Here is a 25,207-nt window from a genome sequence, read left to right on the forward strand (position 1 = left end):
CCGCTGCAGCATCCTCCTCGACGACGATCGTGCGTGCGCGGCATCCGTCGACCCCGGCGCGCCCCTGAATCTCTGCGCCGAGCACCTGCTCGTCGCCCACGATTGGGTCGCGCGCACGGTCGGCGTCACCGACCTGCTGCCGAGCCCGTGCATCGCGTGCGGCTCGAGGGTCGGCGTTCGCTACCCGTCGGGATGGATCTGCGCCGAGTGCGAGTGGCGGGTCGGCGACGTGCCCGACGACGAGCTCGAGCGCCCGGTGGTCGAGGTCGTCTACTACATCCGCTTCCGCGACCAGATCAAGATCGGCACGTCGGCGAATCCGCGACTGCGCCTCGTCAGGCTGCCGCACGACGAACTGCTCGCGTTCGAACGCGGCGGACGCGCGCTCGAACAACGCCGGCACGCGCAGTTCGTCGCGCACCGGTTCCCGGGAACGGAGTGGTTCGCCGTGCACGACGCACTGCTCGCGCACATCGCGGAGCTTCGCGCCGGGATCGACGACCCGTGGGCGGAGTACGGCCGGTGGATGAGCCGCCGGCTCGCGCTGCGGGGGTGAGGCCGGGAGAGCGAGCCCTCCGGGGGCCGTCAGGCCCGGCCCCGTCGTCAGCTTTCGGGATCGAACCCTTCGATGCGCCCGTCGGCCGAGGCGTACTTCACGATGAGGCTGCAGTCCTTGCCGCCGTAGCCCTCGTCGATGAGCCGCTCGAACTGGTCGAGCGCGATGCGCGCCGCGGGCAGGTGCAGGCGTGCATCCTCCCCCGCGGCGAGCGCGAACGAGAGGTCCTTCTCGGCGAGCACGGTCGTGAACGTGGCGTCGAAGTTGCGGTTCGCGGGGCTGGTCTCCACCACTCCCGGCACCGGATACCAGATGCGCAGCGGCCAGGAGTCGCCCGACGAGACGGATGCCACCTCGAAGAACCTCTTGGCGTCGAGTCCGAGCTTCGCGGCGAGCTGCGACCCCTCGGCGAGGCCGAGCAGCGACACGAACAGCATGAGGTTGTTCGCGAGCTTCGCGGCGATGCCCATCGTGGGACCACCGACCGCGAACACGTGCCCGGCCATCGGCTCCACGAGGGCGGATGCCTCGTCGACGTCCGCCTGCTCGCCGCCGAGCATGAACGTGAGGCTTCCCGCGGTGGCGCCCGCGATGCCGCCCGAGACCGGGGCGTCGACGAACCGGAACCCCCGTTCGACGGATGCCTCGTGGCAGTAGCGCGAGGTCTCGACATCCACCGTCGACGTGTCGAGGAGCAGCGCCGACGTCGGCGCGGTCGCCCACACGCCGCCCTCGCCGCCCAGCACCTCGCGCACGTGCTCGCCGCGCGGCAGCGACGTGAACACCGCATCGGCGCCGGCCACGGCCTCGGCGATGGTGCCGACCACGGCGACCCCGCGCGACGCCGCCGCGGCCCGGCACGCCTCATCGGGGTCGACGCCCCGCACCTCGTGCCCCGCCGCGACGAGGTTGCCCGACATGGGCCCGCCCATGTGGCCCAGACCGATCCACGCGATGACCGCCATGGCCCCTCCCGACGTCGTCGGCGCGAAGCGCGCTCCGTGCGGACGCCCGAACGAGCGCCCGCGCTTCCACGATACGGACGCGGCATCCGCGCGGCAACGGAGCGAGCGGATGCCTCACTACACCATTCCCTGTGCGGTCTGTTCGAGGACGCTCTTCGGACGATCGCGCTGCGTCGCGATGGCCGTGCCGGCCGCGCCGCAGACGATCGCGATCTGGCGAGCGCGATCGCGAGCGGTCCGAGGAACTCGATCGTCGCGGCGATGCCGAGGCCGAGCAGGTGTCGCGAGGAAGGGCGCCCGTTGTACAGGACGAGCGGCCACATGGCCTCGTATGCGAGGCCATGACCGCTCTGGTCCTGCGATAGTGGCCACGCGCCAGCCGGCAATCCGCGCGACCTCTCGGCTCACGGCCGACTCGTCCACCCGTTCGCTCAGCCCGCGAGCTGCTCCCGGAACGCGGGCGGCCCGTCGGGCACGGCCCGAGCGGATGCCGCGGCGGCCACGAACCCGTCGGGCCGCACGAGGTAGACGAGGCCCGGGTCGAGCCGGCCGTACGGGTCGGCCGGGAAGGCGTGCGCCTCGAGCCCGAGCGAGTCGGCGATCCGCCGCACCTCCGGCGCGTAACCGCCATAGCCGTGCACCTGCCAGGTCATCGAGCGGAGCACGCCGTAGTTGCCGCCCGTCCACGGGAGGCGGCGGCCCACGACGGGGTCGCGTCGCGACGAGGCGCGCGGCGACATCCGGTAGTGGATGCGCGTCTGCGAGAGGTAGCCGAACACGCGACCGCCGACGAGGCGGGGCAGCAGCCGCACCCAGATCGGCCCGATGAGCGGAAGGATGCGGCCGCGCAGCAGGCGCGCGATCCGCGACTCCGACGTGACGTTCGCGAAGAGGCGGTCGGTGGTCGCGACGAGGGTCCTGCCGACCGGTCGTCGTTCCGCCTCGTAGCGGTCGAGCCGACGGTCGGGCATGCCGCCGACGAGCACGTCGGCGAGCGCGCACGCGAGGTTGTGCGCCTCCTGCAGCCCGGTGTTCATGCCCTGCGCGCCGACCGGCGAGTGGATGTGCGCCGCGTCGCCGACGAGGAAGCACGGCCCATCCCGGAACCGCGCGGCCAGCCGGTGGTGCACGCGGTACGTCGTGAACCACGTGGCCTCGCCGTACTCGACGCCGAACTCGCGCCGCACGAGCGCGCGCACGTTCGCCTCCTCGAGCGTGCCGCCGGCGTCGAGGTCGCGATCGCGCACGATCCCGAGCAGGCGCATCCGGGTGCCGCCCATCGGGAAGGCGAGCAGGAAATGCTCGGTCGTGAACCGCAGGTTGATCGCGTCCTCGGCGAGGCCCGTCACGTCCGCGGCATCCGCGATATAGAAGGTGAACGCGTTCGTGATGCCCTCGAACGGGATGCCGAGTGCCTCGCGCACCGGTGAGTGCGACCCATCGGCGCCCACGCAGTAGCGGGCGCGCACGATCACCTCGCCGTCGGGGCCCGAGAGGGTCGCGGTGACGGGTGCCGCGGTGCCGGATGCCTCGGTGCCGGGTGCCGCGGTGCCGGGTGCCGCGGTGCCGGATGCCTCGGTGCCGGATGCCGCGGTGACGGATGCCGCGGTGCCGGGTGCCGCGGGCTCGACCTCGAGTCGCTCGAGCGCGTGTCCCCACCGCACGGGTCGGCCGAGCTCGGCGAGCGTGTCGGCGAGCAGCTGCTCGTTCCTGCTCTGCTCGAACACTGTGATCTCGGTGTACGGCGAGACGCCCTCGCCCGCCGCTCGCAACTCGATCCGTCCGAACACGCGACGGCCGGATCCGGGCGCGACTGCGACCGCCGGCGCACGCTCCGCGAGCACCCGGTCGACGAGACCGAGCTGGTCGTAGATCTCCATCGACCGGGCCTGCACGCCGAGCGCGCGCGACTCGCGCGTGGGTCCCGTCTTGCCGTCGACGATGATCGCGTCGACGCCGAGCTTCGCGAGGCAGACGGCGAGCATGAGCCCGCTCGGCCCGGCGCCGACGATGAGCACGTCGGTGCGGAGCTCTTCGGAAGCGGCCTGCGCCATGCCTTCACTGTGGCACCACGCGGCATCCGCCGTCGAGGATGCTCAGGGAATGTGCCGCGGGCCAGTTGGCGACCACTTTGTTACATGTAACATTGGCGCATGGCAAGCACACGAGAGCGGGTACGCGAGCATCGCCGGCGTTTGCGCGAGCAGGGCCTCCGGCCTGTTCAGATCTGGGTGCCCGACGTTCGGGCTCCGGAGTTCGCCGCGGAAGCTCACCGCCAGTCGGCTGCCGTCGCGGCGAGCGAGCATGAAGCCGATGACCAGGCATTCGTTGATGCCATATCTGTCGATTGGGACGAGGCGGAGCCCGGCGAGTGAGGCGGGGCGACATCTATATCGCAGCTGCGCGTGGTGCCTACACCGGCAAGCCGAGACGTGTGGTCATCGTCCAGGACGATCGGTTTGACTCAACCGCTTCGGTTACGGTGTGCCCGCTGACGACCAATCCGGTCGAGGCGCCGCTTGTCCGGATCGCGGTGGAGCCGACCGACACCACGGGGATCGAGAAGCCAAGTCAGATCATGGTCGACAAGGTCACGACGATGCCGCGGCTGAACATGCGTGACCGCCTCGGCCAACTGGCCGATGCCGATCTGGTTCGGCTGGACCGCGCCCTTGTCGTATTTCTCGGGCTAGCCGATTGAGCCGGCTCGCTCGGCGGCGCGATGTCGCAAACGGATCGTTCGGCGGGGTGCCCACCAAGTTGTGAAGTTCTCGGAGCTCGCGAACCAGGTGCAGCGCGGCGACCTGAGAAGGCTCGGCGCCTCGGCCCGGTCGACCGCGGCCGCGTTTCTTCAGCGCATCGATATCGAAGCCGACCCCGGCCTCGGCTCGGCTTTCTCACGTGCGTCCTCGGTGCTGGAAGCGTCGACGCTCTCGGTGAAGGCGAGTAGGTCGTCGAACTCGCTGCTCCCGTCCACCAGAATTGAGCCTCGGCCAGCTCGGCTACCGGAATGCATGTGCTGCTCCTGAGGGGCGCGGCATTCGACCGCCGCTCGTACGGTTGCGTAGCGGAGGATCCCGACGACCCACCCCCCGTCGTCCGGCGATGAGATGCCCAATCCTCACTAGAACCGGATCGCGTCGATCACTTTCACCCGCACCGCGGTAAGAGCCGGCACGAGGCCCGCGAGTGCACCGACGATGGTCGCTGCTGCGATGCCGACGACCGCGGCATCGACCGGAAACCCGGGTACATCGTCGGGCGAGGATCCGAACAGCATCGCGAGGAGCGGGCTGCGCACGAGCGCGATCGAGACGCCCACGCCGACGATGCCGGCGACGAACGTGCCGACGACGCTCTCGAGCATGACTGCGAAGAACACGCGACCGCCCGTCGCGCCGAACGTGCGCCGAATCCCGATCTCGCGGATGCGCGTGCGGACGGTCACGAGGGTGATGTTCACCAGGCCGAGCGCGCCGAGCGACAGGATCACCACGGCCACGCCGACGACCACGAGCTTCATCACGAGGAACGGGTCCTCGGGCCACGCGCCGTAGTCGCCGCGCCAGCCGTCGAAGCTCGTGCCCTCGCCGAGCGTTGCCTTCACCTCGCTGGAAACGGCCTGCATCAGCCCGTCAGCGTGTTCGGGCGGTACCCACATCTCGTAGTTCGCCGAGCCCATCATCATCGGGTCGACCGCCACACCGAGCCTCGGGAACGCGTCGGCCAGAACGTAGGCGCTCTCCATGTCGTACTGGCTCTGCACGCGGGTCACGCCGACGATGACGGCGTCAACACCCGAGCCGGAGAACTCGAGCATCGGATGCGTGGCGATCGCCGGCCGTCCGAGGCGGTTCCAGACCACCTCGTTCACGACCACCGCAGGCGCGAGCCGACGCACGTCGCGATCGACGAACCATGCCCCGTCGAGAAGACGCACCCGGCGCATTTCGCCATAGGGCACGTCGACGAGTTGCAGTGCCGTCTGCGACACGCCGTCTGCGTACTGCACGTTCGCCATCGCGCTGCTCACCCGGCTCGCGTAGGTGATCTCGTGCCGGGCGAGGGACTCCGCCCAGGCGGCGTCGAGCGCTGCGGTGTCGAGCTGCCCGGTCGGTGACTGCGTGTGCGCCGAGAACGTGATCGTCGCCGGTCTGCCGCTGTTGCGCTCGTTCACCTCGCGCGACATCTGCTCGGCCACCGTGCCCGCGCCCACGACGGTCGTGAGCGCGCACACGGCGACGGCGACACCGACGAGAGACAACAGCACCCGACCCTTGTGGATGCGCAGTTCCTCCCACGCCTCGGCGAGCGAGCTCACGACCGCGGTGAGGAGCGTTCCGAGAACGTTCATGCGGCAGTTTCCTGCAGGTCTTCGCTGTCGGATGACTCGGCGGCCGAGGCATCCGTCAGCAAACGCCCGTTCTCCAGGCGTAGATGCGTCGAGGCCAGCGCCGCGATCGCGGGGTCGTGGGTGATGGTCAGGAGCGCGGCGCCGGTCTCGGCGGCGACATCCTCGATGAGTTCCATCACCGTCTGCCCGGTGGCCAGGTCGAGGGCGCCGGTCGGCTCATCGGCGAGAATGAGCCGGGGGCGGCGCACGAGTGCCCGGGCGATCGCGACCCGCTGCTGCTCACCGCCCGACAGCCGCGAGGGAAGCTGGGCGGCTCGTTCGCCGAGCCCGACCCGCTCGAGCATCTCGCGGGCGATCCGCTCGCGTTGCCAGAACGAGCGTCCGGAGGCGTAGTAGAGCGGCGTTGCGACGTTCTCCAGCGCCGTCCGGCCCGACAACAGGTTGAACTGCTGGAACACGAAGCCGACCTCCCGGCCGCGCAGGCGATCTCGTGCTGCGCCGCGGAGCCGCATGGCATTCTCGCCGAGAAAATGCAGCTCGCCGGAGCTCGGCGCGTCGAGCAGGCCGAGCACGTTGAGCAGCGTCGACTTGCCCGACCCCGAGCGTCCTACGATCGATATCCGGTCACCCTCATCGACCTCGAGGTCGATGCCGGCGAGGATCGTGAGCGGATCGCCATCGATGACGTCGACGGTGCGCGTCACATCCCGCGCCATGAGCAGCGCGCTCACGGGCCCTCCATGCACGCGGTGGAACCATCGGGCAGGGTCGTGCAGGCTCCCTCGGGAGGCGCAACCGCACCGGGCACGAACTGGAGCACCGTGTCACCCTCGGCCAGACCCTCGACGATCTCGACCATCTTGCCGTCGGTAAGACCGAGCGTGACCGGTCGCTCGGCGTGGCCGCCGTCGGACCCCACTACCCAGACGACCCCGGTCTCCGCACCGCCCTCGACGGCGGTCGACGGCACGACGAGCACATCGCTCGCGGCACCCGCCGAGATCGTCACCTCGGCAGCGAGACCGGGAAACACCCGAACGTCAGCCGGCACTCTGCACGTGACCGTCGCGGCGGCGGCCGTGCCGGCGGCGGTGGGAACCACGCCGTCTTCGCCGCCCTGGCCTCCTCCGCTCAGCGGAGTCGTGATCGTCAGGCCGGTGCATGTGAACGGGGCGGGCCCGCCGGAGATCACGACCTGCGCCACGCTGGGCCGCTGCTTCAACCGGTACTGCATCGCAGGAGCGATCGAAGCGGTGACGTTGAAGCTCGGCGGCGCGATCTTTCCGGAGACCTGCCCGACCGACACTGCCTGGCCTGGCAACACGTCGAGCGACGACAGCGTGCCCGATGCCGCGGCGAACACCTTCTCGAAGTGATGGCTCGGCGCCGGCATCGTGACCACGGGGACGCCGTCGGGGCCGGTCGTCGTGGTGGGGTCCAGCTCATCGACCACCTTGATGTCGAAGAGCTTGTCACCCTCGTGCACGGCAGCGCCGACGGTGAAGAACACCTCGTCGACCGTGCCGGTTCCCGTCGCCTTGACCGGCACCGCGTCATCGGCGTTGACGGTGCCGGTGAGCACGACGTCATTCGCGATCGAGCCGCGCTGCACGGGCATGGTCGCCTCTTCGGTGGTGCCGGTCGGGAACGCACCCAGTTGCGCCGGTGCGCGATCGGGGAAGAACGCCAGCTTCGCGAGCGCGACGGCGATCACCACCACCAGCACGATTCGGATGCTCGGGAAGATCCACTTGCGCCAGACGCCCATTGCACTCCTTCATTCGGGTCGCCGAGCGCGGACAAGGGCGCGCTCGGCTTCTCCCACCCTAGAGAACGGAGACGGCGCTCCGGAAACAGGGTGGGATGAGGTTCTTGGACGGCGCGGCGGGCTGCTGCGCGGTCCCCAGAAGCGGCCACGGTGCGGCGGCCTCGCACACGGGATCCCTCGTGGGGGGCGGATTACCGCGCTCAGCTGTTGACAAGTTGAGGCACGAAGATCAACACGAGTACGCCAGCGGGCGAGACACGAACATATTGCGTTTGGAAACCCGAAGGCGGCGGGATGGGCCGCTACCTCTCGTCGATCCAAGGAACTCGTCCGTCGCCCCTATGCGCCGGGTGAAGGATGAGGCGCAGCGTCAGGCGGATGCCATGATCGGTGCATGCCGACTTCTGTGGAGCTGATCCGAACGTCGACGCTTTCCTCCATCGCCGAGTATGCCTATGCGGCGACGGCGCCACAGGATGCGCGGTTGATATTCCTCGCCGGCGCGTGTCCGCTCAGCGATGACGGAAGCACTGCCGCAGTCGGCGACTACGCCGGTCAGGCGGCCGCCTGCATCGAGACGATGACGCGTGCCCTCGCCGCGGCAGGCGCGACGATCGAAGACGTGATCAGCACCCGTGTGCTCGTCGCGTCGTCTGATCGAGCGGATCTCGGTGCCGCCTGGCACGTGGTGCGTGACGCGTTCGGCGAGCACGACGTGCCGAGCACATTGATGGGGGTCACGGTGCTCGGGTACACCGACCAACTCGTCGAGATCGAAGCAATCGCAGCCGTCGTCGACTGAACATCCAACCTCATGCCGGAGGGCACCCGCCGCGCCACTGGTTCTCGCTACCTGCCCGCTGAACCCAAGCATCCCTCTGCGGGCGGCGCCCACTCGGAACCAGTGGGACTGGGCGGGTTCTCGTGGGGCCACCGAGATTCGGTATGCGATCGAGCTTCAGCGCCGAATCTCTGCAACGTTCATCGCGATCGCGCGCAAAGCGTGGACAACGTTCTTCTGCTGCGCCTCGGCCGAAGTTCCGCTCCCTGACGAGCCTTGCCTCGGCAGCGGAATGAGTTTGGGGTACTCGGTCAGGTCGTAACGCATCGAGTCCTCGTAACGACGCTCGAGCCGGCCGCCTCCAGGCGTCCACCCGTACTGGATCGAAACTTCGCCGACCACCGGCGTGCCAAGGTTCCCGCGAGGAATCGAATCGACGATAGCCGCCAGGGCGAGGACAACACCGACCGCCGTTGCGATCGCTTCGATCCACGACGGCACGAGGTCAGCGGGCGGAATCTCGACAGGGCTCATCCACATGCGGTCAAGCTAACCCAGCGCTCCGACATCGCCGGCATTTCCGAACTACTCGAAGCCAGTGACGTCTTGGATGACAACGCTCATAACTCGGCTCGTCACAATCGAGGATGGTCAGCGGGCACACCAAGCGCGTCGGCAATGAGTGCCTCGGCAGGTTCGCTCTTGGTCCGCGCGACTTCAGAGCGACTTCCGCATCTGCTGCGTGACGACTTCATACCCGGATGAACTGTAAAGGGCAGTGGCCGTGTGGTTGCGTGCGAAGACGTTCAGCTCCAAGGCAACTGCGCCAGCTTGCCGGGTTGCATCCTCGACGGCCTCGAGGAGAGCACGGCCGAGTCCGCGTCCTCGCCTCGTCTCGATGACCTCGATGTCATAGAGGAGTGCAACATCCGGTGCACCACGCGGGTGATCAAGGTCCACCCAGGCACCGCCGACAGGCTCGCCGTCGGTATCGACGCCGCGAAGAACAAGCATTCGCGCGGTCTCCAGCCCTTGAGGGAGTAGCCGCGCGTTCTCGTCGCGAGCACGTTGCACTGCCCCTTCGCGTTGCCATCGGCCAGCAGCGACCTGCTCGTCCGCGTATTCCTCTGCGATCGCGGTTTGCCACTGGTCAAACTCGGCCGGAGTCATACGGCGCACAGTCACCTTCGTCACCAAGCCATGCTGACACGGTGCTGACGCCGCGCAAACGGAAGGCGCGGGGACCAATGCGGCCACGGCTGCACCGGGACAACGTCCTGACCGCATACCGATCCTTGATCGGGGTCGCGTTGGAGACGTCGATCAGTAGGGTGACGACATGCAGCGAATGTCCGGGACAGTACTTGTCGCGCTCATCCTCTCGGGTGTTCTCGTCGTCGGTGGAGCTCTGCTGGTTGTCGTGTCGAGCCAAGCACCCGCATCGTTCGGATGGTTCGCCTACCAGCCGCTGCCCGATTCGGTGTTCGTCCCAGGTAGCTTCGTGGTGCTGGCGCAGACTGCAGTCGTCGGCGCCGCCGTCACGGGCGGCGGTCTCATCGGATTGGGCGGTGTGGTGGGGTTCGCGCTTGGCCGTCGCAGTCGCGTGGCCGAGTAGCCGATCCCATCCGGAACAATCCGTTGAACGTGCGCCGTCCACGATTTCCGGATGTGGCCCTATAGCCGTCCGTGGGGTCAGTCGCATAGTCCCCCGTCACCGGGCATCTTCTCAGGCGGGGTTCGCAGCGAACCTCAGAGCAGGTACCGCTTGCGCCGAGCTTGGCCGCGGCATCCGAGAGGCTCGCTGCGACGTCGGCGCGAGCGGTGCGAAGCGGAGTTCTTGACGCGAACCGCTCCATCCAGGGCAAGCCATGCCGAGACGTCGTAGATCCGCCGCGTGATCAGGCATCTGCGGGGTGGGTGACGACGGTGGTCTCCCCTCGATACCACCAGCCTCCTTGCACCGCGACCGACAGGGCGACTTGATCCATCTCGGCGTCAGCAGGGTCTTCCGCGGCGAGTCGGTGGGCGATCTCATCGCTGCTCCGCAGGGATCGTGCCCGGGGCGAACCGGAACTGGATCCGCTCCATCACTCGCCGGCGCTTCGTGTTCTGGAATGCGGCGATGCGCCACTGGCCGTCCGCCTCGCGAACGAGGGTGTACGTCTGCACCTTGTCGAGCTTCCGGGGCGCGGCGCCCTTGTACGTGTCTCCGAGGCTGGTGACGACCACGGCGTCGGATCCGATGAATCGCACATCGAGCACTTCGTCGGCGAGCTTGGTGTCGCCGAGGAATTTCTCGAAGAGGTGCCGGTGCGCTTGGACGATGTCATTGCGCCCGCGGTAGTAGGTGCCGACGAACGTGACGTACGTCGCGTCTTCGGTGAAGTGAGCGCCGTACCCGTCGGCGTCGTGATTCGCCCACGCTTCGATGAGCGACGCGATGACGGCGGTGACGGCACCCCGATCCCGTGTTGCAGACACAGTTCCTCCGCTCGTTAGACTAGTTGCAGGCGTGCATTATCTGCACGCATGCAACTAAAGTAGTGGAGAGGGAGCCGAATGGCAAATCCGACGCCCACCGATGAGCAGCAGATCTACCGCGAGTACCTCGATGCGGTGGGCCTACACGGCCTCGCCGGCGCTCAGGCCGTCGGGCTGCATCCGACCGAGTGGTACGCAGTCAGCCTGATCTCTCTCGAGGGTGCGATCACTTCTGGCGAACTCGCAACACGCACGGGCCTCACCACTGGAGCGACGACGCGCCTCATCGACCGACTCGAGCGGGCAGGCTACGTGCGGCGCGGCGCGGACCCCGCGGACCGTCGGCGTGTGATGGTCGAGCCGGTTCACACGAGCTACGCCGAGATCGATGACGTCGTCGATCCGGCACGCGGGCGGATCGCCGAGGTGCTCGCCCGCTACACCCCTGAACAGCGCGCACTGCTGTTCGACTACTTCGCTCATGCCGCTCCGGCGTTTCGCGCGGCGGCCGAGGAGCTTCGCACTGCAGCGAACACGGACGGCTCCCGTGGTTGAGCGCGCGATTGGGTCGGTCATGCGGGAGCTCCGCCGCGGCGTCGCCGTGATCGCTTCACCGAATCTGATTTCGCCGACGGGCCGTGCGCCGTGCTCGTGCACAGCATCGGGGATCGGTCCGGCACGATCTCTCAGCGTCCCGGTCAAGGAGAGTGGCTCGTTACGGTGGGTTCATGAAGCTCGGCCTGTCGCAGTTGTTCGACCCTCGGCTGATTCCGCTGGTCGACTCGACCCGCGCGTTCTCTGAGAAGCGGGGCATTGGCCGAGGCCCGGGCAGCTGGATCGAGCTCCAGTCGATCCGCGATGCGGCGCAACCTCCCACCCCATCGTGTCCCCCCGCGGTCGTCGAAGTGGTCGACCACGGCGACCGCACGGTCCCGGTGAGGATTCACTTCCCGACGTCGGCCGCCCCCAGGGGTGTGTTCTTGGATATCCATGGCGGTGGGTTCTACATGGGCTCCGCAGCAGGAACCGATGTCCGCAACCGTGAGCTGGCCGACACGCTCGGCATCGTGGTCGTCAGCGTCGATTACCGGCTCGCACCAGAAGATCCGTGGCCGGCGGCGCCCGACGACTGCGAGACCGCAGCATTATGGCTCGCAGCAAACGCGGTCGGCAGATTCGGAACGCGTCGCCTCGCTATCGGCGGGTTCTCCGCGGGCGCCACCTTGGCGATGACCACCCTCGTTCGCCTCCGTGATCGCGGCGTGGCCGCGTTCAACGCCGCCGTGCTGCAGTTCGGAACCTACGACCTCAGCGGGCAGACACCCAGCGGACGCCTGATCAGCGACGAGTACTTCATCGAAGCCTACGCAGGCCTTGCGCCCGACCGCACCCACCCGGACATCTCCCCCATTTACGCCGACCTGGCGAACCTCCCACCGGTGCTGATCATGGTCGGAGAAGAGGACATCCTGTTGCGCGACAACCTCGCCATGGCCGTGCTGCTTTCCGCAGCAGGCGTCGACGTCGACCTGCGGGTCTACCCCGCCGCGCCTCATGGCTTCACAGGGCACGCGACGCCCCTGGCCAGTGCAGCACGCGACGACCTGCGTGTCTGGCTCGACGGCCAACTCGGCCAGTGAAGGCGACCGTGCAGCGCCATCATGTCAGTTGATGATCTCGCCTCGCTCGTCGGCGCGGAGCGCTGCCAGCCGTTGTCTCCACGCCTGCAGCGCCTCGGGAGTCTGTCTCGTCCAATCGGTGATTTCGCCAACGACCCTGAGTGGGACACTGCTGCGGTACGAGCGGGTGGGGTTGCCGGGAAACTTCCTGTCGGTCACGTTCGGGTCGTCCTCGAACGGTCCGGTCGGCTCGACGGCATAGACGCGCGGGGCACCGTCACCGGCCGCGAGTTCCGCAGCGAGTCCGGCGCCGTCGGGAAGAGCGGTGAAATAGATGTGGTTCATCACCACTTCGGGACGATAGTTCGACCGGAATCCCGGCGTAAGGAGATCACCGTACCGGAGATCGGCCTTCGTGCCGTGAAAGAACGGCCCCTCGTCCAGCGGTTGGCTCACTGCCACAGCCTAGGCGGACGACATCCGTAAGCACAGCAGGCACCGAACCGGATCGGCCGTCGTTCCTCATTGCGCTGAAGGAGAGGAAGCGTCCCGCCGCGGGATCCCCGACCGGGACACGGAGGCACGTGTAGAATCATCATTCGATGATGCATGACGTGCATGGAGGCTACCGTGAGAACTACCCTCGCCCTTGATGATGATCTCGTCGCGGAAGCACAGCGCTTGACCGGAACCACCGAGAAGACCGCTCTTGTTCGTCAGGCCCTGCGTGCATTGATCGAGCGTGAAAGCGCGCGTCGGCTCGCTCAGCTGGCAGGCAGTGAGCCTGGCGCGAAGCCGGTCCCGCGGCGGCAGACGACCCCTGCGTGATCCTCGTCGACACGTCGATCTGGATCGACCATCTCCGTACCGGCAACCCCGAGCTCGTCGCGCTTCTCCAAGACGGCCACGTGCTGGCGCATCCGTGGGTGACCGGCGAACTCGCCCTCGGCCACCTCTCGCACCGCAGTGAGCTTCTCGGGTTGCTCCACAACCTCCCGCAGGCGACCGTCGCGACGGACGTCGAGGTGCTGACGCTGATCGACAGCCGACATCTGTTCGGCCTCGGCATCGGATACGTCGACGCGCACCTCTTGGCTGCGACGATGCTGACAACCGGTGCCCTCCTGTGGACGCGCGACAAGCGACTTGGATCGGTCGCTGTCCAACACGGACTCGCCCACGACGGCGAGAGCCCCTGAGAGGAACGCTCAGCGCGGGCGGGTCACCCGATCAGAGCTTGAAGCGCGTCACAGCAGGATCTCGTCGGATGTCTCGACACGCCGCCATCCCGCCGCGGCGACGGTCGGCGGCATCCGGTCGGCGGCGACGAGGTCGGGCATCGTGAGGCCCGCGAGTGCGGCGATGTCGCCGATCGGCACCTGGAACGTGCGGAACGGCCCGAGCGGCGGCACCTCGCCCGGCGCGGGTTCGCGCAGCTCCTCCGTATCGACGAGCGGCGCCTGGTCGACGACGAACCCGATCGCCGCGAGCTCGACCCCCGTGTTCCACGCCGCGATCTTCCAGAACCGCAACGGCACCCGGATGCCGCGATACGGCGGATCGCCGGCGGCGAGCACGGGTGCGGTGAAGACGCTGAGCCGCAGCCGATGCGCGCGGGCGTGCTCGAGCACATGGTCTTCGAGCCCGAGCCAGAGCTCCTTCGACTGGTTGAACTCCGACGCTTGCGGTGCCGCGTTCGGGTAGCGGAACGAGTCGGCGTTCGCGCGCGTCGCGACCTCGCGGCTCCCCCACACCGGATCGCGGCGCCGCACGAGGTGCCCCCGGTCGAGATCGTTGCGCGCGTAGATCTCGGGCCCCGCCTGCCAGTCGGCCGGGATGCGCTCGTCGAGCTCCCACTGGTCGCCGCGCTCGATCTCGACGAGGGCTGCCCCGTCGATGTTCACACCCGTGACCCGCGCGAACCGCCTCGCGGTATCGAGCACAACGGTGAAGTGCACGTAGTCAAGATGGACGGCAGCGTCGAGTTCGACGGATGCCGCGGCACGGTCCCTGAGCCCTGTCGAAGGGTCCGCCCCTCCCACACGCGGCATCGCCGCGCTCACCCCCAGGAACCGCGCGTCGAAGCCCATGCCCCCACTCGACCACGAACCGCCGACACGCGCCAGCAGAGATCGGGGCGAGGGCGGGAACGAGCACGCACCCTGCCGCATCAGTGGAGGCGCTGATTCTCAGGACCGGATCCGCCGATAGCCTTGGCGCATGACGAGACGAGAGCGCGCGGCCGCGGCGATCTGTGCAGGAATGCTGGCTCTCGGACTCGCCGGATGCACCGGTGCGGGAGCAACGCCGATGGCGGAAGCCGATCCGTCGACGCCCGCCGCGACGCAGGGGCCCTCGGCGACACCGACTCCGACGCCGACGCCGCCCTCGCCGACCCCCGTTGCGGCCGAGCCGGCGAGCTGCGACACCGTGCTCACCGAGGCGGGCTACGCCGACCTCGCGGGTTCGAACCTCTCAGCCAGGGACTTCACGCCGCAGAGCTGGGACTATCCCCTCCTGCACACGATGTCTGCGGAGGGCGTCGTCTGCCTGTGGGGCAACTCGGGCGATGTGATGGTGGTCCTCGGGCAGTTGCCGATGGAGGCGGCGGCGTGGGAGTCCACCCGTGCGCAGCTGGCAGCTGAGGGCTACGTGCAGCGCGACGACCTGGCGGCGGAGTTCATGGACGGACCCGATCTACCGGACGCCAGCTACCCGGGCCGCGGCTTCGTCTACCGCGACGGCATCCTCTACTACGTGAGCTACAGCGACTTCCTGACGTTCGTCGCAGCGTTCGCGTCATAGCGCCCGCAGCGCGCCAGCACCGCCCGATCACACCAGGATGTCGTCGGCCGACTCGAGCGGGCGCCATCCCGTGACGGAACGCGGCAGGTGCTCGGCGTCGACGAGCTCGGGCATGCTGAGGCCGGTCAGCTCCGCGATGTCGGCGATCCGAACCTGGAAGGTGCGGAACGGCCCGAGCGGCGGCACCGCCCCGGGCACCCGTGGGAGCTTGTCGACGTCGACGAGCGGCGACTGGTCGACCACGAAGCCCGTCGTCGCGAGCGCCTCGCCCGTGTTCCACGCCGCGATCTTCCAGAACTTCAGCGGAATCCGGATGCCCCGGTACGGCGGGTCGTCCTCCTCGAGCACGGGGCCCGTGAACACGCTGAGCTTGAGATCGTGCACGCGGGCGTGCTCGAGCACGTGGTCCTCGAGCCCTACCCACAGCTCCTTCGACTGGTTGAACCCCGACGCCTGCGGCGCCGCATTCGTGAAGTGGAACGTGTCGGTGTTCGCCCGGTTCGCGACGTCGGCATCGCCCCACACCGGGTCGTTCCGCCGCACCAGGTGTCCGCGGTCGAGGTCGTTGCGAGCGTAGACCTCCGGTCCGGCCTGCACGTCTTCCGAGACGCGGTCGTCGAAGATCCATCGGTCGTCGCGCGGAACCTGCATGAGCCGCGCGCCGTCGATGTTCACGCCGGTCACCGCGGCGAGGCGCCTCCCGGTGTCGAGCACGACCGTGAAGTGCTGGTAATCGAGCACGACGGATGCCGCGGCCAGCGCCTCGGGCACGCGCGGCATCGTGGCGTCGACCCCGAGGAACCCCGCATCGAATCCCGTGGCCACCTGCACGAGCGCGTCGCCGGGTGCGGAGGGTTCTGAGGGTTCCACTCGTTCATCCGCGTTCATGATGTCCTCCCACTGAGTGTTCCTCAGTTCGTTCTACACCCGAATCGTCCCGGTTGGGTCAGGGGTGCCACCGAGCCGGTGCTTGGATGGATGCAGCCGCCACGAGAGGACCCCCCGCCATGACGTCACCGGCCACCCGCATGCACGCCGTCACCGACGAGACGGCGCAGATCGTCGACCTCGTGCTCGACTACTCCCGCCGACGCATGCTCGCGAGCGACACCCCGCTCGACAAGCCCATCTCGCCGTTCGAGCTGAACCGGCTCGCAGGACGCACGATCGACGAGCACGGCATCGGCGCCACGCGCGCGATCGCCCTCTTCGAGCACGTGCTCGCGCCCGCGTGCCTCACGACGAACCATCCGCAGTACCTCTCATTCATCCCCACCGCGCCGACGAAGGCAGCCACCGCGTTCGACCTGGTCGTCTCGGCGAGCGCGGTCTACGGCGGATCCTGGCTCGAGGGCGCAGGGGCCGTGCACGCCGAGAACGAGGTGCTCGCCTGGCTCGCGCGCGAGTTCGGGCTGCCCGCGTCGGCGGGCGGCGTGTTCGTGCAGGGCGGCACGCTCGGCAACCTGTCTGCGCTCGTCGCGGCCCGCGAGCACGCACGCTTCCTCCTTCATGAGGCGGGCACGGATGCCCCGGGCCGCTGGAAGGTCGTGTGCAGCGCCGAGGCGCACTCCTCGATCGCATCCGCGGCGCGCGTGATGGACGTCGACGTGCTGCCGGTGGCCCCCGGCGCCGACGGGATGCTGCGGGGCGACGCGGTGCGGGCCGCACTCGACGAGCACGGGGCATCCGTCTTCGCCGTCGTCGCCACCGCCGGCTCGACGAACTTCGGAATCGTCGACGACATGGCCTCGATCGCCGCCCTCAAACAGGAGTTCGACTTCTGGCTGCATGTCGACGGCGCGTACGGGCTCGCCGCGATGCTCTCGCCGCTCGCGCGCGACCGGTTCGCGGGGGTCGAGTCGGCCGACTCGCTCATCGTCGACCCGCACAAGTGGCTTTTCGCGCCGTTCGACGCGTGCGCGCTCATCTATCGCGACCCCGAGGCCGGCCGCCGCGCGCACACGCAGCACGCCGAGTACCTCGACACGCTCACCGAGACGAGCGAGTGGAGCCCGTCGGACTACGCCGCGCACCTCACGCGCCGCGCCCGCGGCCTGCCGCTCTGGTTCTCGCTCGCCACCTACGGCGGCGCCGCCTACCGCGACGCTATCTCGAGTTCGCTGCAGCTCGCGCAGGACATCGCACGTGAGATCTCCTCGCGCGATCACCTGCGGCTCGTGCGCGACCCGCAGCTCTCGGTGGTGGTGTTCGAGCGCGACGGCTGGTCACGCGAGGACTACAACGTCTGGTCGTCGCGCCTGCTCGAGTCGCAGCGCGCGTTCGTCACGCCGAGCTCGCACGCCGGCCGCCCGAACACGCGGTTCGCGATCGTGAACCCCACGACCACGTTCGAGCAGCTGGTGGGGATCCTCGACACGATGTGAACGGATGCCGCGGGCCCGCGACTTCAGCGGCGCTGCGCGGCGGTCCCCCTCCACCATGTTCGCGTCGTGCGTTACGGCGCGGTGGCGATGTTGATGCGTTGGGCCTGCACAGCTTGGATCAGGTCGAAAGCCAGTCCGCTGGAGCACATGAGCGCGATCGCAGCTACCGCGACGGTTCCGCCCCAGACGACCGCCAGGCGCCCGCCGCTTCGTGTCCCGTGGGCAAGCGCCCGTTTCCGGGCCTTCTTCTTGGGGATGCGGCCGTCGATTGCGGCGATGTAGCGGCGGTACTCGAGCGCTTCCGTGACCAGGAGCACGAGGAGCACCCCGGCCGCTGCGACCCCGAGGAACAGCAGAACCGCGAACGACACGCCCGGCATGCCATAGACGTCGAGGAACAGTTGCACCTGGTCGGCCAGACGCTGGAACATTCCACGGTTCGTACCTGCCGGATTCGGGGTCGTGACGATCGTCCGTTGCATCGCCTCGACATGCAGGACGTTTCGCACGGTGGTGAAGATGCCAATCCAACTCAGTGTGATCGCGGTTGCTGTGACCACCGTGAGCGCCGTCAGAGTCTTGGCGGGTTGATTCCACCCGTGCGCGCGTACGCCGGCGGTGACGACGTTTACGATAAGGCCGAGTACCACCGCAGTGGCGAGCACGTAGATCCAGAACAGAATCTGGAAGTAGAGAACGAACAGCACGGCGGTGACGATCACGGCCCCGAGGATGCCGAGAATCATCCCGATCGTGTTGGTCGTGTCGTCCTCGCTGGCGGCGAGTGGTGGATTGTTGATCGTCGTGCTGTTCTTGTTCGTCACGTGTTTCTCGGTGTGGTTGTACTTCACCTTCGCGGACCGGTCGCCATCGCCGTCGCCGTTCATCGTTACGACGGGCCCGTCTCCCGAGGTCACGCTGCTGTCTTTGATGGTTGGGCCCGTGGCTCGCTTTGAGCGTGTGAGCAGGTCGTACGGGACGACAGTCAGAAGAAACAGCACGACACCGCTTACGACGGCGACCCACACTGAGGTCCAGAAATCCAAGGCGGGTCCCTTCTATAGCGTGTCCGGTCTAACCCGAACTCTAGCGATCGGAGGTCGCGGCACTTTCGCATTCGGCGAAAAGACATGTACCGGGGCGAGACCAGAAGCGCGGGGGGACATGTAGACCAGTGAGTGCTTCATGGAACTCGAGGCGATCGCTCTGTTCACTATGGAGATCGGTTAGCAAACATTGAACTCTTCGGTTCAGTGTTGTACACTGAACCACATGGTTCAGCAACAAGCTCTCGATCGGGCGTTCGCCGCCCTCGCCGACGAGACGCGCCGCGGCATCCTGACCCGGCTCGGCGAAGGGCCGGCCACGATCACCGAGCTCGCGGGGCCGTCGGGCATGACGCTCACCGGCATCCGCAAGCACGTCGACGTGCTCGAGACCGCGGGCCTCGTCGCGACCGAGAAGGTCGGCCGCGCACGTCAGGTCCGACTCGGCGCCGAGCGTCTGGACGATGTGATGGCATGGATCGGCTTCTACCAACGGCTCTGGGAGCGCCGACTCGACGGTCTCGACGCCTACTTCACCCTCCGCAACGGAGCGAATGAGAATGAGAAGGGATCAGAACAGTGAACGACACGAGCACCACCCAGCAGTCGAGCGAGACCATCGGACTCCGGATGACGCGGCAACTGCCCGCGGCGCCCGAGGAGGTCTTCGACGCGTACACCGACGCCGAGAAGCAGAAGATCTGGTTCTCGATCCTCGACGAGGAGCCCGGCGTCGTCGAGATCGACGTCGACCTTCGCGTCGGCGGCAAGCAGCACGCAGTCTGGGGGCCGAACCGCGCGACCCTCTTCCGCGAGGAGCAGACGTTCCTCGAGATCGACCGCCCGCACCGGCTCGTCACCGAGTCGACCGGCAGCGACCCGAGCGGGCAGTCCATGACGACGCACGTCGTCGTCACCTTCGAGCCCGACGGAGACGGCACGCTCGTCACCGTCGAGCAGACCGGGTTCCCGACGCCCGAGATCCGCGACTTCTTCCAGACCGAGGTGTGGGTCGGCGCGTTCGACCGGATCGAGGCGTTCCTGGTGCGCGAATGACTCCGAGCCCACTGTTCGCAGGATGAGCGCCGGTTCACCGCCCCCAGTGAGCCTGTCCCAGCGCTCATCCTGCGAACGACGTGCCGGAGGCGGTCGGCGCGGGCCTGCGGCATCCGACGTTCGAGGCGGAGTGGCTCGAAGCAGCGCCCGCCCCTCCAGCCGCCAGAATGGACGGGTGACCGACCACGTCTTCATCGCCGGGCCCGCCTCCTGGAATCGCATCGCCCTGCTCGACCGCCTGCCCGAGCCCGTGCCGCACATGCAGTTCGCGCTCGGCGACTGGGAGACCGTGGGCGGCACCTCCGCGGGAAAGGCGCTCGGGCTCGCCGGTCTCGGCCGGCGCGCCGTGCTGCATACGCTTCTCGGTTCAGACGAGGCCGGCGAGCGCGTTCGTGCACTGCTCACCGCCGCGGGCGTCGAGCTGATCGCAACTGACGGCGGCAGGACCGAGCGACACCTCAACCTCATGACGCCCGCGGGCGAACGCGTCTCGCTGTACCTCGCGACGCCCGACGACCGCGACGACGATCCGCCCCGCGAGGTGGTCGATGCGATGACGGATGCCGCGGCGATCGTGCTCGACCTCGCGCCGCTGTCGCGCCGGCTGATCCCGTCCGCCCGTGTCACGGGCCGCCCGATCTGGACCGACATCCACGACTACGACGGCGAGGCCGACTTCCACCGCCCGTTCATCGAGGCCGCCGACGCGATCTTCATGAACGCCGACCGCATCGGCGACGACCCGCTGCCCTTCATGGAACGCTGCATCGAGGGCGGCGCCTCGCTCGTCGTGTGCACCCTCGGTGCCGAGGGTGCGGTCGCGGTCGACGAGCGGATGTCGCGGCACCACGTCGCGGCCGAACCCGTCGAGGTCCTCGACACCAACGGCGCGGGCGACGCGTTCATGGCGGGCGTGCTCGACGCGACGCTCGCGGGGTCGCCGCTGCCCGACGCGTTGCGGGCCGGAGCCCGCCACGCGGCATCCGTGCTCACGACCCGCCATCTGCACCCGAACCTCGACGCGCTGCTCGGGGCGTGATCCCGCGGGCCGGCGCGCACGCCCCCGACACGCACGGCCCCCGACACGAGCGTGCGTCCCGGTCGCGTCAGCGACCCGTGTGGTCGACGAACGCCATGCGCGGTCCGCGCCGCGGGCGCCCGCGCACCCCGGCCGCACCGAGCAGCCGCACGACGCGGTAGCGGTGCCCGGCCCACGGCGTCATCGCCTCGAGCATCTCGTCGTCGGTCATGTCGCGGCCGAAGAGGGCATGGCCGACGTAGTTCGACAGGTGGTAGTCGCCCACCGAGAGGGCGTCGGCGTCGCCGAGCGCGCGCTGGGCGACCTCGGCGGCGGTCCACGCGCCGATGCCGGGCATGAGGGTGAGGCGCGCCGCGGCATCCGGCGGGCTCATGCCGACCGCCTCCTCGAGGCGCGCCGCGTACCGCGCGGTGTTCGCGATGGTGCGCGCGCGTCTCGGGTCGACGCCGGCGCGGTGCCACTCCCAGGTGGGGATCGACGCCCATTGCTCTGGCGTGGGCACGACCGCCATCTTGCGCGGCACCGGGCCGGGCGCCGCCTCGCCGAAGCGCCAGATGAGCCTGCGCCACGACTCGTGCGCCTGCAGGGTGATCACCTTCTGCTCGAGGATCGCCGGCACGAGCGCCTCGAACACGCGGCCGCTGCGCGGGATGCGCAGGCCCGGATTGCGCCGGTGCGCGTCGTCGAGCAGGCGGATGCCCGGCACGAAGCCGGCCGGATCGTCGCGCTCGCCCAGCACCGACGGTGCCGCCGCCACCGCCGCCCGGGCGCCCGGTCCCCAGCCCTCGCAGCGCAGCTCGTGGGCGGCAGGCTGCGTGTACCGGAGCGTCGCGGCGCCCTCGTCGGTGCGCGTCGTGCGCCATACCGCGCCGGCCGCGTCGAGACGGAAGGTGGGGTCGCCGGGTCCTCGCCGCAGCGCACCGATGGTCTGCATCAGATCGGTCGGATGCCGCGGACTCCAGGTCAGGGCATGTTCGGCGATCACCGCTCCAGTGTGCACCACCGTGCTGACAGTCAAGCCCCTGACGGAGTCGCCCCGCCCTCCCTACGTTGTGGAGAAGAGATCTCGAGCGAGGGGGCCTGCCATGACCATCACGGCCGAGCCACGATCCGGCGCCGCCGCGACCGTCGCCCCGACCAGCACCGCGGCCCGCGTCGCCACCGACGCCGCGAGTCCCGGTGGCGCCATGCGCCCGATGGCGCTCCCCGCGCCGCGCGGGCCGGTCTCCGAGGCGCTCATCTCCCAGCTCACCGGCCCCGAGCACGCGCCGGTGGGCGGCCTGGCCGTGACGGCGACCGAAGCACTCGCGGCATCCGACGACCTCCTTCTCGACGACGACGTGCAGCTCGCGCTCTTCCTGATGTACGAACTGCACTACGGCGGCCTCGAGGGGGTGCCCGACACTTGGGAGTGGGATCCGCGCCTGCTCGCCGTGCGCGTGCCCCTCGAGCGCGAGTTCGAGGATGCGCTGCGCCACTCCGTGCCGCAGCCGGTGGCCACCCGCGGCGTCTCCGAGGCGCTCTTCGCCCTCGTCGGAGCCGCCGACGACGGGCCGGGCCTCTCGGCGTTCGTGGAACGGACGGCGACCGCCGAGCAGGTGCGAGAGATCCTCGCGTGCCGCTCGATCTACACGCTGAAGGAGGCCGACCCGCACAGCTGGGCGATACCGCGGCTGCACGCCCGCGCGAAGGCGGCCCTCGTCGAGATCCAGGCCGACGAATACGGCGGCGGTCGGCCCGAGCGCCTGCACGCCACGATCTTCGCGGACGCGTTGCGCGGCGCGGGGCTCGACGACCGCTACGGCGCCTACGCCGACCATGTGCCCGTGACGGTCTACACGTCGATGAACCTGATGTCGCTGTTCGGGCTGCACCGGCGTCTTCGCGGCGCCATCGTCGGCCACCTCGCCGCGTACGAGATGACCTCGTCGCTGCCGTGCCGGGCCTACGCCAACGGGCTGCGGCGGCTCGGCTTCGGCGATGACGTCACCGACTACTTCGATGAGCACGTCGAAGCCGACGCGGTGCACGAGCAGCTCGCCGCCCGCGACCTCGCCGGCTCCCTCGTCGACGCTGAGCCGCACCTCGAAGGCGACGTCCTCTTCGGCGCCGCGGCGTGCCTGGCCGTCGACGGCCGGCTGTGGGGCGGCCTGCTGGAGCGGTTCGAGCGCGGGGAATCCGTGCTGAGGAGGCCGCTGACATGAGCGCAGAGGCATCCGCTCGACCGGAACCCGCCCGCCCGGTGTCGATCACGGCCTGCCCCGACGGCCCGCTGTTGGTGCGCGGGGAGCTCGCACTGTTCGACGACCACGGCGAGCCCGTGCAGCCGAACCGCCGCACGTTCGCGCTCTGCCGCTGCGGCGCGTCGGCGATCCGTCCGTTCTGCGACGGGTCGCACAAGCTCGTCGGTTTCCGCACGACTGCGCCGGCGCAGACCCCGGCCGTGACGTTCGAGGCGAACGCCCCGGTCCAAGAGTGAACCGAGGCGTTCGCGGCGTGAATGCCTACGCGGCGATCTGCAGCCCGCCCTCGCGCACGCTGCGCAGCGCGTCGGCCCAGGCGACGATCTGGTCGACCTGCGTCTGCAGCTCGCCGGCCTTCTGCTCCGCGGGGGTGAAGACGGGAGCGCCCTCCATGAAACCCTCGAAATCGGTGTAGATCGAGAACATCACGTGCTGGCGCACGTCGGCGACCTGCAGCTCGCCGAAGATCTGGCGCAGGTGCTCGCCGGCGCGCACGCCGCCCATCGAGCCGTAGCTCACGATGCCGGCCGCCTTGTCGGCCCACTCGCCCTTGACGTAGTCGAGCGCGTTCTTCAGCGCCGCGGGGATCGAGTGGTTGTACTCGCCGGTCACGAAGATGTATCCGTCGAACTCGTCGACCTTGGCGGCCCACGCGTTGGCCGCGGTGCCCTGGTAGTTGCCGGCGCCAGCGGGGAACGGCTCCTCGAGAATCGGCAGCTTGAAGTCGTGCAGGTCGACGAGCTCGAACCCGACGCCCTGCGCCGCTGCGTTCTGCTTCACCCACTCCCCGACGAGCGGGCCGATGCGGCCCGGGCGGGTGCTTCCGACGATGATGCCGATCTTGAGGTCAGACACGTAGGTCCCTTTCATGAAATTCGATCACCGATCGGTGACGCGTCAACGACTTTAGATCATTGGTTGACATATCAACAAACTGGTAGGATCGCCGACATGTCCGAGTGCCCCGCCGTGAGCGAAACCGAGTGGGCGGTCTGGCGCGTCTTCGACACCATGCACCGTCAGCTCGAGGTGACCATCGAGGGCCGCCTCCAACACGACGCGAGCATCTCGGGAGCGGACTTCCAGGTGCTCTCCGCGCTCCTCGAAGCCCCTCAGCGCGCCTTGCGCGCCGGCGATCTCGCGGCCCTGATCGGCTGGGAGAAGAGCCGGCTCTCGCACCAGATCAAGCGCATGGAGGCGCGCGGGCTCGTCGAGCGCCTCGACTGCGCCACCGACCTGCGCGGCACATGGATCTCGTTGTCCGAAGGGGGCCGCGCCATCGTGCGCGCCGCTCTTCCCGAACGGCTCGGCGTCATGCGCGAGCTGTTCTTCGACGTGCTCGACGACGACGAGCAGGAGCTCCTCCGCCGGGTGTCGCAGAAGGTGCTGTCCGCGATGGACGCCGACGGCTGCGAGGTCGTGCAGCGGGTGCGCGACGAGCAGGCCCGCGACGTCGAGCGGACCGGCGGCGAGGCGCTCGCGGCATCCGTCGTACGCTGATCGCACCATGCGCTTCGGAACCCTCGACTTCACGCCGGCACTCGACGCGCCCGCACTCCTCGCCGCGCCGACGGCTGCTGCGCTCCGACCGACGGATGCCGCGAATACCGCGAATGCGACGAATGCCGCGAATACCGCGAATGCGACGGATGCCGCGAACGTGCTCGTCGCGGCGATCGACCCCGACCTCGCCGACACCGGCGCGTTCTGCGAGCACTACGGGATCCCCATGGGCGACGGCGCGAACTGCGTGATCGTGCAGGCGCGTCGCGGCGAGCGCACGTGGTACGCGGCATGTCTCGTGCGCGGCGCCGACCGCCTCGACGTCAACGGCGCCGTGCGACGGCACCTCGAGGCCCGCAGGCTCTCGTTCGCGTCCATGGACGACGCGGTCGCGCTGAGCGGCATGGAGTACGGCGGCATCACGCCGGTCGGCCTGCCCGACGACTGGCCGATCCTCGTCGACGCGTCGGTCGCCGAGCACGAGCGCCTCATCGTCGGCAGCGGCATCCGCGGTTCCAAGCTGCTCGTGACGGGCGCGTTCCTCGCCGGGCTGCCGAACGCCGAGGTGCTGCCGATCGCACAGGCCCCGCTGGTCGGGTAGCACCGA

At 69.0% G+C, this 25,207-nt stretch carries 32 protein-coding genes; 18 read left to right on the plus strand and 14 right to left on the minus strand.

Going from position 1 to position 25,207, the window contains the following annotated elements; translation table 11 throughout:
* The first annotated feature begins 64 nt into the window (after positions 1 to 64).
* On the plus strand, positions 65 to 556 hold the full coding sequence (locus ACFWN7_RS10420) for a GIY-YIG nuclease family protein (RefSeq protein ID WP_376938835.1): 492 nt from the start codon (positions 65 to 67) through the stop codon (positions 554 to 556).
* Positions 557 to 603: 47 nt separating this feature from the next.
* Here the strand turns inward: ACFWN7_RS10420 and ACFWN7_RS10425 are convergent, their stop codons facing one another.
* Both ACFWN7_RS10425 and ACFWN7_RS10430 read right to left on the minus strand, forming a co-directional pair.
* The gene (locus ACFWN7_RS10425; RefSeq protein ID WP_376938736.1) at positions 604 to 1,521 is read right to left on the minus strand and encodes an NAD(P)-dependent oxidoreductase; all 918 of its coding nucleotides are present in this window, start codon (positions 1,519 to 1,521) and stop codon (positions 604 to 606) included.
* A 431-nt stretch (positions 1,522 to 1,952) separates the two neighbouring features.
* On the minus strand, positions 1,953 to 3,575 hold the full coding sequence (locus ACFWN7_RS10430; RefSeq protein ID WP_376938737.1) for an FAD-dependent monooxygenase: 1,623 nt from the start codon (positions 3,573 to 3,575) through the stop codon (positions 1,953 to 1,955).
* Between the two features lie 99 nt (positions 3,576 to 3,674).
* Between ACFWN7_RS10430 and ACFWN7_RS10435 the strand changes: the two genes are divergently transcribed.
* Both ACFWN7_RS10435 and ACFWN7_RS10440 read left to right on the plus strand, forming a co-directional pair.
* Positions 3,675 to 3,896 carry an antitoxin MazE family protein gene (locus tag ACFWN7_RS10435; protein ID WP_376938738.1) on the plus strand — a complete coding sequence of 74 codons (222 nt, stop codon included), beginning with the start codon at positions 3,675 to 3,677 and terminating at the stop codon, positions 3,894 to 3,896.
* A complete protein-coding gene (locus ACFWN7_RS10440) occupies positions 3,893 to 4,222 on the plus strand; it encodes a type II toxin-antitoxin system PemK/MazF family toxin (RefSeq protein ID WP_376938739.1) in 330 nt (109 codons plus the stop codon). The genes ACFWN7_RS10435 and ACFWN7_RS10440 overlap by 4 nt, the downstream gene beginning before the upstream one ends.
* 423 nt (positions 4,223 to 4,645) lie before the next feature.
* Here ACFWN7_RS10440 and ACFWN7_RS10445 read toward each other — a convergent pair whose 3' ends face one another.
* Genes ACFWN7_RS10445 through ACFWN7_RS10455 form a run of 3 tightly spaced genes read right to left on the minus strand, consistent with a single transcriptional unit; the run spans position 4,646 to position 7,643 of the window.
* The gene (locus tag ACFWN7_RS10445; RefSeq protein ID WP_376938740.1) at positions 4,646 to 5,875 is read right to left on the minus strand and encodes an ABC transporter permease; all 1,230 of its coding nucleotides are present in this window, start codon (positions 5,873 to 5,875) and stop codon (positions 4,646 to 4,648) included.
* Entirely contained in the window at positions 5,872 to 6,591 is a 720-nt protein-coding gene (locus ACFWN7_RS10450; protein ID WP_376938836.1) for an ABC transporter ATP-binding protein, read from the minus strand. The genes ACFWN7_RS10445 and ACFWN7_RS10450 overlap by 4 nt, the downstream gene beginning before the upstream one ends.
* A gap of 11 nt (positions 6,592 to 6,602) precedes the next feature.
* Positions 6,603 to 7,643 (minus strand): efflux RND transporter periplasmic adaptor subunit, encoded by a 1,041-nt coding sequence (locus ACFWN7_RS10455; RefSeq protein ID WP_376938741.1) that lies wholly within the window; start codon positions 7,641 to 7,643, stop codon positions 6,603 to 6,605.
* A 394-nt stretch (positions 7,644 to 8,037) separates the two neighbouring features.
* Between ACFWN7_RS10455 and ACFWN7_RS10460 the strand changes: the two genes are divergently transcribed.
* The gene (locus tag ACFWN7_RS10460; protein ID WP_376938742.1) at positions 8,038 to 8,445 is read left to right on the plus strand and encodes a RidA family protein; all 408 of its coding nucleotides are present in this window, start codon (positions 8,038 to 8,040) and stop codon (positions 8,443 to 8,445) included.
* A gap of 156 nt (positions 8,446 to 8,601) precedes the next feature.
* Here ACFWN7_RS10460 and ACFWN7_RS10465 read toward each other — a convergent pair whose 3' ends face one another.
* The gene (locus ACFWN7_RS10465; RefSeq protein ID WP_376938743.1) at positions 8,602 to 8,964 is read right to left on the minus strand and encodes a hypothetical protein; all 363 of its coding nucleotides are present in this window, start codon (positions 8,962 to 8,964) and stop codon (positions 8,602 to 8,604) included.
* Between the two features lie 177 nt (positions 8,965 to 9,141).
* Complete coding sequence (locus ACFWN7_RS10470; protein ID WP_376938744.1) at positions 9,142 to 9,618, minus strand: GNAT family N-acetyltransferase; 477 nt, start codon at positions 9,616 to 9,618, stop codon at positions 9,142 to 9,144.
* Positions 9,619 to 9,763: 145 nt separating this feature from the next.
* Between ACFWN7_RS10470 and ACFWN7_RS10475 the strand changes: the two genes are divergently transcribed.
* Entirely contained in the window at positions 9,764 to 10,039 is a 276-nt protein-coding gene (locus tag ACFWN7_RS10475) for a hypothetical protein (protein WP_376938745.1), read from the plus strand.
* A 416-nt stretch (positions 10,040 to 10,455) separates the two neighbouring features.
* Here ACFWN7_RS10475 and ACFWN7_RS10480 read toward each other — a convergent pair whose 3' ends face one another.
* Positions 10,456 to 10,905: an SgcJ/EcaC family oxidoreductase gene (locus ACFWN7_RS10480; RefSeq protein ID WP_376938746.1), complete on the minus strand. Its 450-nt coding sequence runs from the start codon at positions 10,903 to 10,905 to the stop codon at positions 10,456 to 10,458.
* Positions 10,906 to 10,983: 78 nt separating this feature from the next.
* On the opposite strand from ACFWN7_RS10480, the gene ACFWN7_RS10485 reads away from it, so the two are divergent.
* Positions 10,984 to 11,460, plus strand: a complete 477-nt coding sequence (locus ACFWN7_RS10485; RefSeq protein WP_376938747.1) for a MarR family winged helix-turn-helix transcriptional regulator — start codon at positions 10,984 to 10,986, stop codon at positions 11,458 to 11,460.
* 173 nt (positions 11,461 to 11,633) lie between these two features.
* A complete protein-coding gene (locus ACFWN7_RS10490; protein WP_376938748.1) occupies positions 11,634 to 12,545 on the plus strand; it encodes an alpha/beta hydrolase in 912 nt (303 codons plus the stop codon).
* Positions 12,546 to 12,569: 24 nt separating this feature from the next.
* On the opposite strand, the gene arr is transcribed toward ACFWN7_RS10490, so the two are convergent.
* The gene (gene arr / locus ACFWN7_RS10495; protein ID WP_376938749.1) at positions 12,570 to 12,980 is read right to left on the minus strand and encodes an NAD(+)--rifampin ADP-ribosyltransferase; all 411 of its coding nucleotides are present in this window, start codon (positions 12,978 to 12,980) and stop codon (positions 12,570 to 12,572) included.
* Positions 12,981 to 13,142: 162 nt separating this feature from the next.
* Between arr and ACFWN7_RS10500 the strand changes: the two genes are divergently transcribed.
* Entirely contained in the window at positions 13,143 to 13,352 is a 210-nt protein-coding gene (locus ACFWN7_RS10500) for a type II toxin-antitoxin system VapB family antitoxin (protein WP_376938750.1), read from the plus strand.
* Positions 13,349 to 13,723, plus strand: a complete 375-nt coding sequence (locus ACFWN7_RS10505) for a type II toxin-antitoxin system VapC family toxin (RefSeq protein ID WP_376938751.1) — start codon at positions 13,349 to 13,351, stop codon at positions 13,721 to 13,723. The genes ACFWN7_RS10500 and ACFWN7_RS10505 overlap by 4 nt, the downstream gene beginning before the upstream one ends.
* Positions 13,724 to 13,771: 48 nt before the next feature.
* Here the strand turns inward: ACFWN7_RS10505 and ACFWN7_RS10510 are convergent, their stop codons facing one another.
* A complete protein-coding gene (locus tag ACFWN7_RS10510; protein WP_376938752.1) occupies positions 13,772 to 14,614 on the minus strand; it encodes a DNA/RNA non-specific endonuclease in 843 nt (280 codons plus the stop codon).
* 130 nt (positions 14,615 to 14,744) lie between these two features.
* Here ACFWN7_RS10510 and ACFWN7_RS10515 point away from each other — a divergent pair, with 130 nt between their 5' ends.
* Positions 14,745 to 15,329 carry a hypothetical protein gene (locus ACFWN7_RS10515; protein ID WP_376938753.1) on the plus strand — a complete coding sequence of 195 codons (585 nt, stop codon included), beginning with the start codon at positions 14,745 to 14,747 and terminating at the stop codon, positions 15,327 to 15,329.
* Between the two features lie 27 nt (positions 15,330 to 15,356).
* Here the strand turns inward: ACFWN7_RS10515 and ACFWN7_RS10520 are convergent, their stop codons facing one another.
* The gene (locus tag ACFWN7_RS10520) at positions 15,357 to 16,109 is read right to left on the minus strand and encodes a DNA/RNA non-specific endonuclease (RefSeq protein ID WP_376938837.1); all 753 of its coding nucleotides are present in this window, start codon (positions 16,107 to 16,109) and stop codon (positions 15,357 to 15,359) included.
* A 227-nt stretch (positions 16,110 to 16,336) separates the two neighbouring features.
* On the opposite strand from ACFWN7_RS10520, the gene ACFWN7_RS10525 reads away from it, so the two are divergent.
* Positions 16,337 to 17,713, plus strand: a complete 1,377-nt coding sequence (locus tag ACFWN7_RS10525) for a pyridoxal phosphate-dependent decarboxylase family protein (protein WP_376938754.1) — start codon at positions 16,337 to 16,339, stop codon at positions 17,711 to 17,713.
* A 71-nt stretch (positions 17,714 to 17,784) separates the two neighbouring features.
* Here ACFWN7_RS10525 and ACFWN7_RS10530 read toward each other — a convergent pair whose 3' ends face one another.
* On the minus strand, positions 17,785 to 18,759 hold the full coding sequence (locus ACFWN7_RS10530) for a hypothetical protein (protein ID WP_376938755.1): 975 nt from the start codon (positions 18,757 to 18,759) through the stop codon (positions 17,785 to 17,787).
* A gap of 226 nt (positions 18,760 to 18,985) precedes the next feature.
* Here ACFWN7_RS10530 and ACFWN7_RS10535 point away from each other — a divergent pair, with 226 nt between their 5' ends.
* The 3 genes from ACFWN7_RS10535 to ACFWN7_RS10545 all read left to right on the plus strand — a co-directional run bounded on the left by ACFWN7_RS10535 (position 18,986) and on the right by ACFWN7_RS10545 (position 20,854).
* Positions 18,986 to 19,342, plus strand: a complete 357-nt coding sequence (locus tag ACFWN7_RS10535; protein ID WP_376938756.1) for an ArsR/SmtB family transcription factor — start codon at positions 18,986 to 18,988, stop codon at positions 19,340 to 19,342.
* Positions 19,339 to 19,815, plus strand: coding sequence for an SRPBCC domain-containing protein (locus ACFWN7_RS10540; protein ID WP_376938758.1), 477 nt, complete (start codon positions 19,339 to 19,341; stop codon positions 19,813 to 19,815). Before ACFWN7_RS10535 ends, ACFWN7_RS10540 begins: the two co-directional genes overlap by 4 nt.
* A gap of 175 nt (positions 19,816 to 19,990) precedes the next feature.
* A complete protein-coding gene (locus ACFWN7_RS10545) occupies positions 19,991 to 20,854 on the plus strand; it encodes a carbohydrate kinase family protein (RefSeq protein WP_376938759.1) in 864 nt (287 codons plus the stop codon).
* A gap of 67 nt (positions 20,855 to 20,921) precedes the next feature.
* On the opposite strand, the gene ACFWN7_RS10550 is transcribed toward ACFWN7_RS10545, so the two are convergent.
* Entirely contained in the window at positions 20,922 to 21,839 is a 918-nt protein-coding gene (locus ACFWN7_RS10550) for a DNA-3-methyladenine glycosylase family protein (RefSeq protein ID WP_376938760.1), read from the minus strand.
* A gap of 211 nt (positions 21,840 to 22,050) precedes the next feature.
* Between ACFWN7_RS10550 and ACFWN7_RS10555 the strand changes: the two genes are divergently transcribed.
* Positions 22,051 to 23,058, plus strand: coding sequence for an iron-containing redox enzyme family protein (locus tag ACFWN7_RS10555; RefSeq protein WP_376938838.1), 1,008 nt, complete (start codon positions 22,051 to 22,053; stop codon positions 23,056 to 23,058).
* The gene (locus tag ACFWN7_RS10560; RefSeq protein ID WP_376938761.1) at positions 23,055 to 23,333 is read left to right on the plus strand and encodes a CDGSH iron-sulfur domain-containing protein; all 279 of its coding nucleotides are present in this window, start codon (positions 23,055 to 23,057) and stop codon (positions 23,331 to 23,333) included. Before ACFWN7_RS10555 ends, ACFWN7_RS10560 begins: the two co-directional genes overlap by 4 nt.
* Before the next feature lie 25 nt (positions 23,334 to 23,358).
* Here the strand turns inward: ACFWN7_RS10560 and ACFWN7_RS10565 are convergent, their stop codons facing one another.
* Positions 23,359 to 23,952 (minus strand): NADPH-dependent FMN reductase, encoded by a 594-nt coding sequence (locus ACFWN7_RS10565; RefSeq protein ID WP_376938762.1) that lies wholly within the window; start codon positions 23,950 to 23,952, stop codon positions 23,359 to 23,361.
* Positions 23,953 to 24,048: 96 nt separating this feature from the next.
* Between ACFWN7_RS10565 and ACFWN7_RS10570 the strand changes: the two genes are divergently transcribed.
* Together ACFWN7_RS10570 and ACFWN7_RS10575 are read left to right on the plus strand one after the other, a co-directional pair.
* Positions 24,049 to 24,597, plus strand: coding sequence for a MarR family winged helix-turn-helix transcriptional regulator (locus ACFWN7_RS10570; protein ID WP_376938763.1), 549 nt, complete (start codon positions 24,049 to 24,051; stop codon positions 24,595 to 24,597).
* A gap of 7 nt (positions 24,598 to 24,604) precedes the next feature.
* On the plus strand, positions 24,605 to 25,201 hold the full coding sequence (locus ACFWN7_RS10575; RefSeq protein WP_376938764.1) for a YbaK/EbsC family protein: 597 nt from the start codon (positions 24,605 to 24,607) through the stop codon (positions 25,199 to 25,201).
* The last annotated feature ends 6 nt before the right edge of the window (positions 25,202 to 25,207 follow it).

The organism is Agromyces sp. NPDC058484 (assembly GCF_042720415.1).
GTDB lineage: Bacteria > Actinomycetota > Actinomycetes > Actinomycetales > Microbacteriaceae > Agromyces.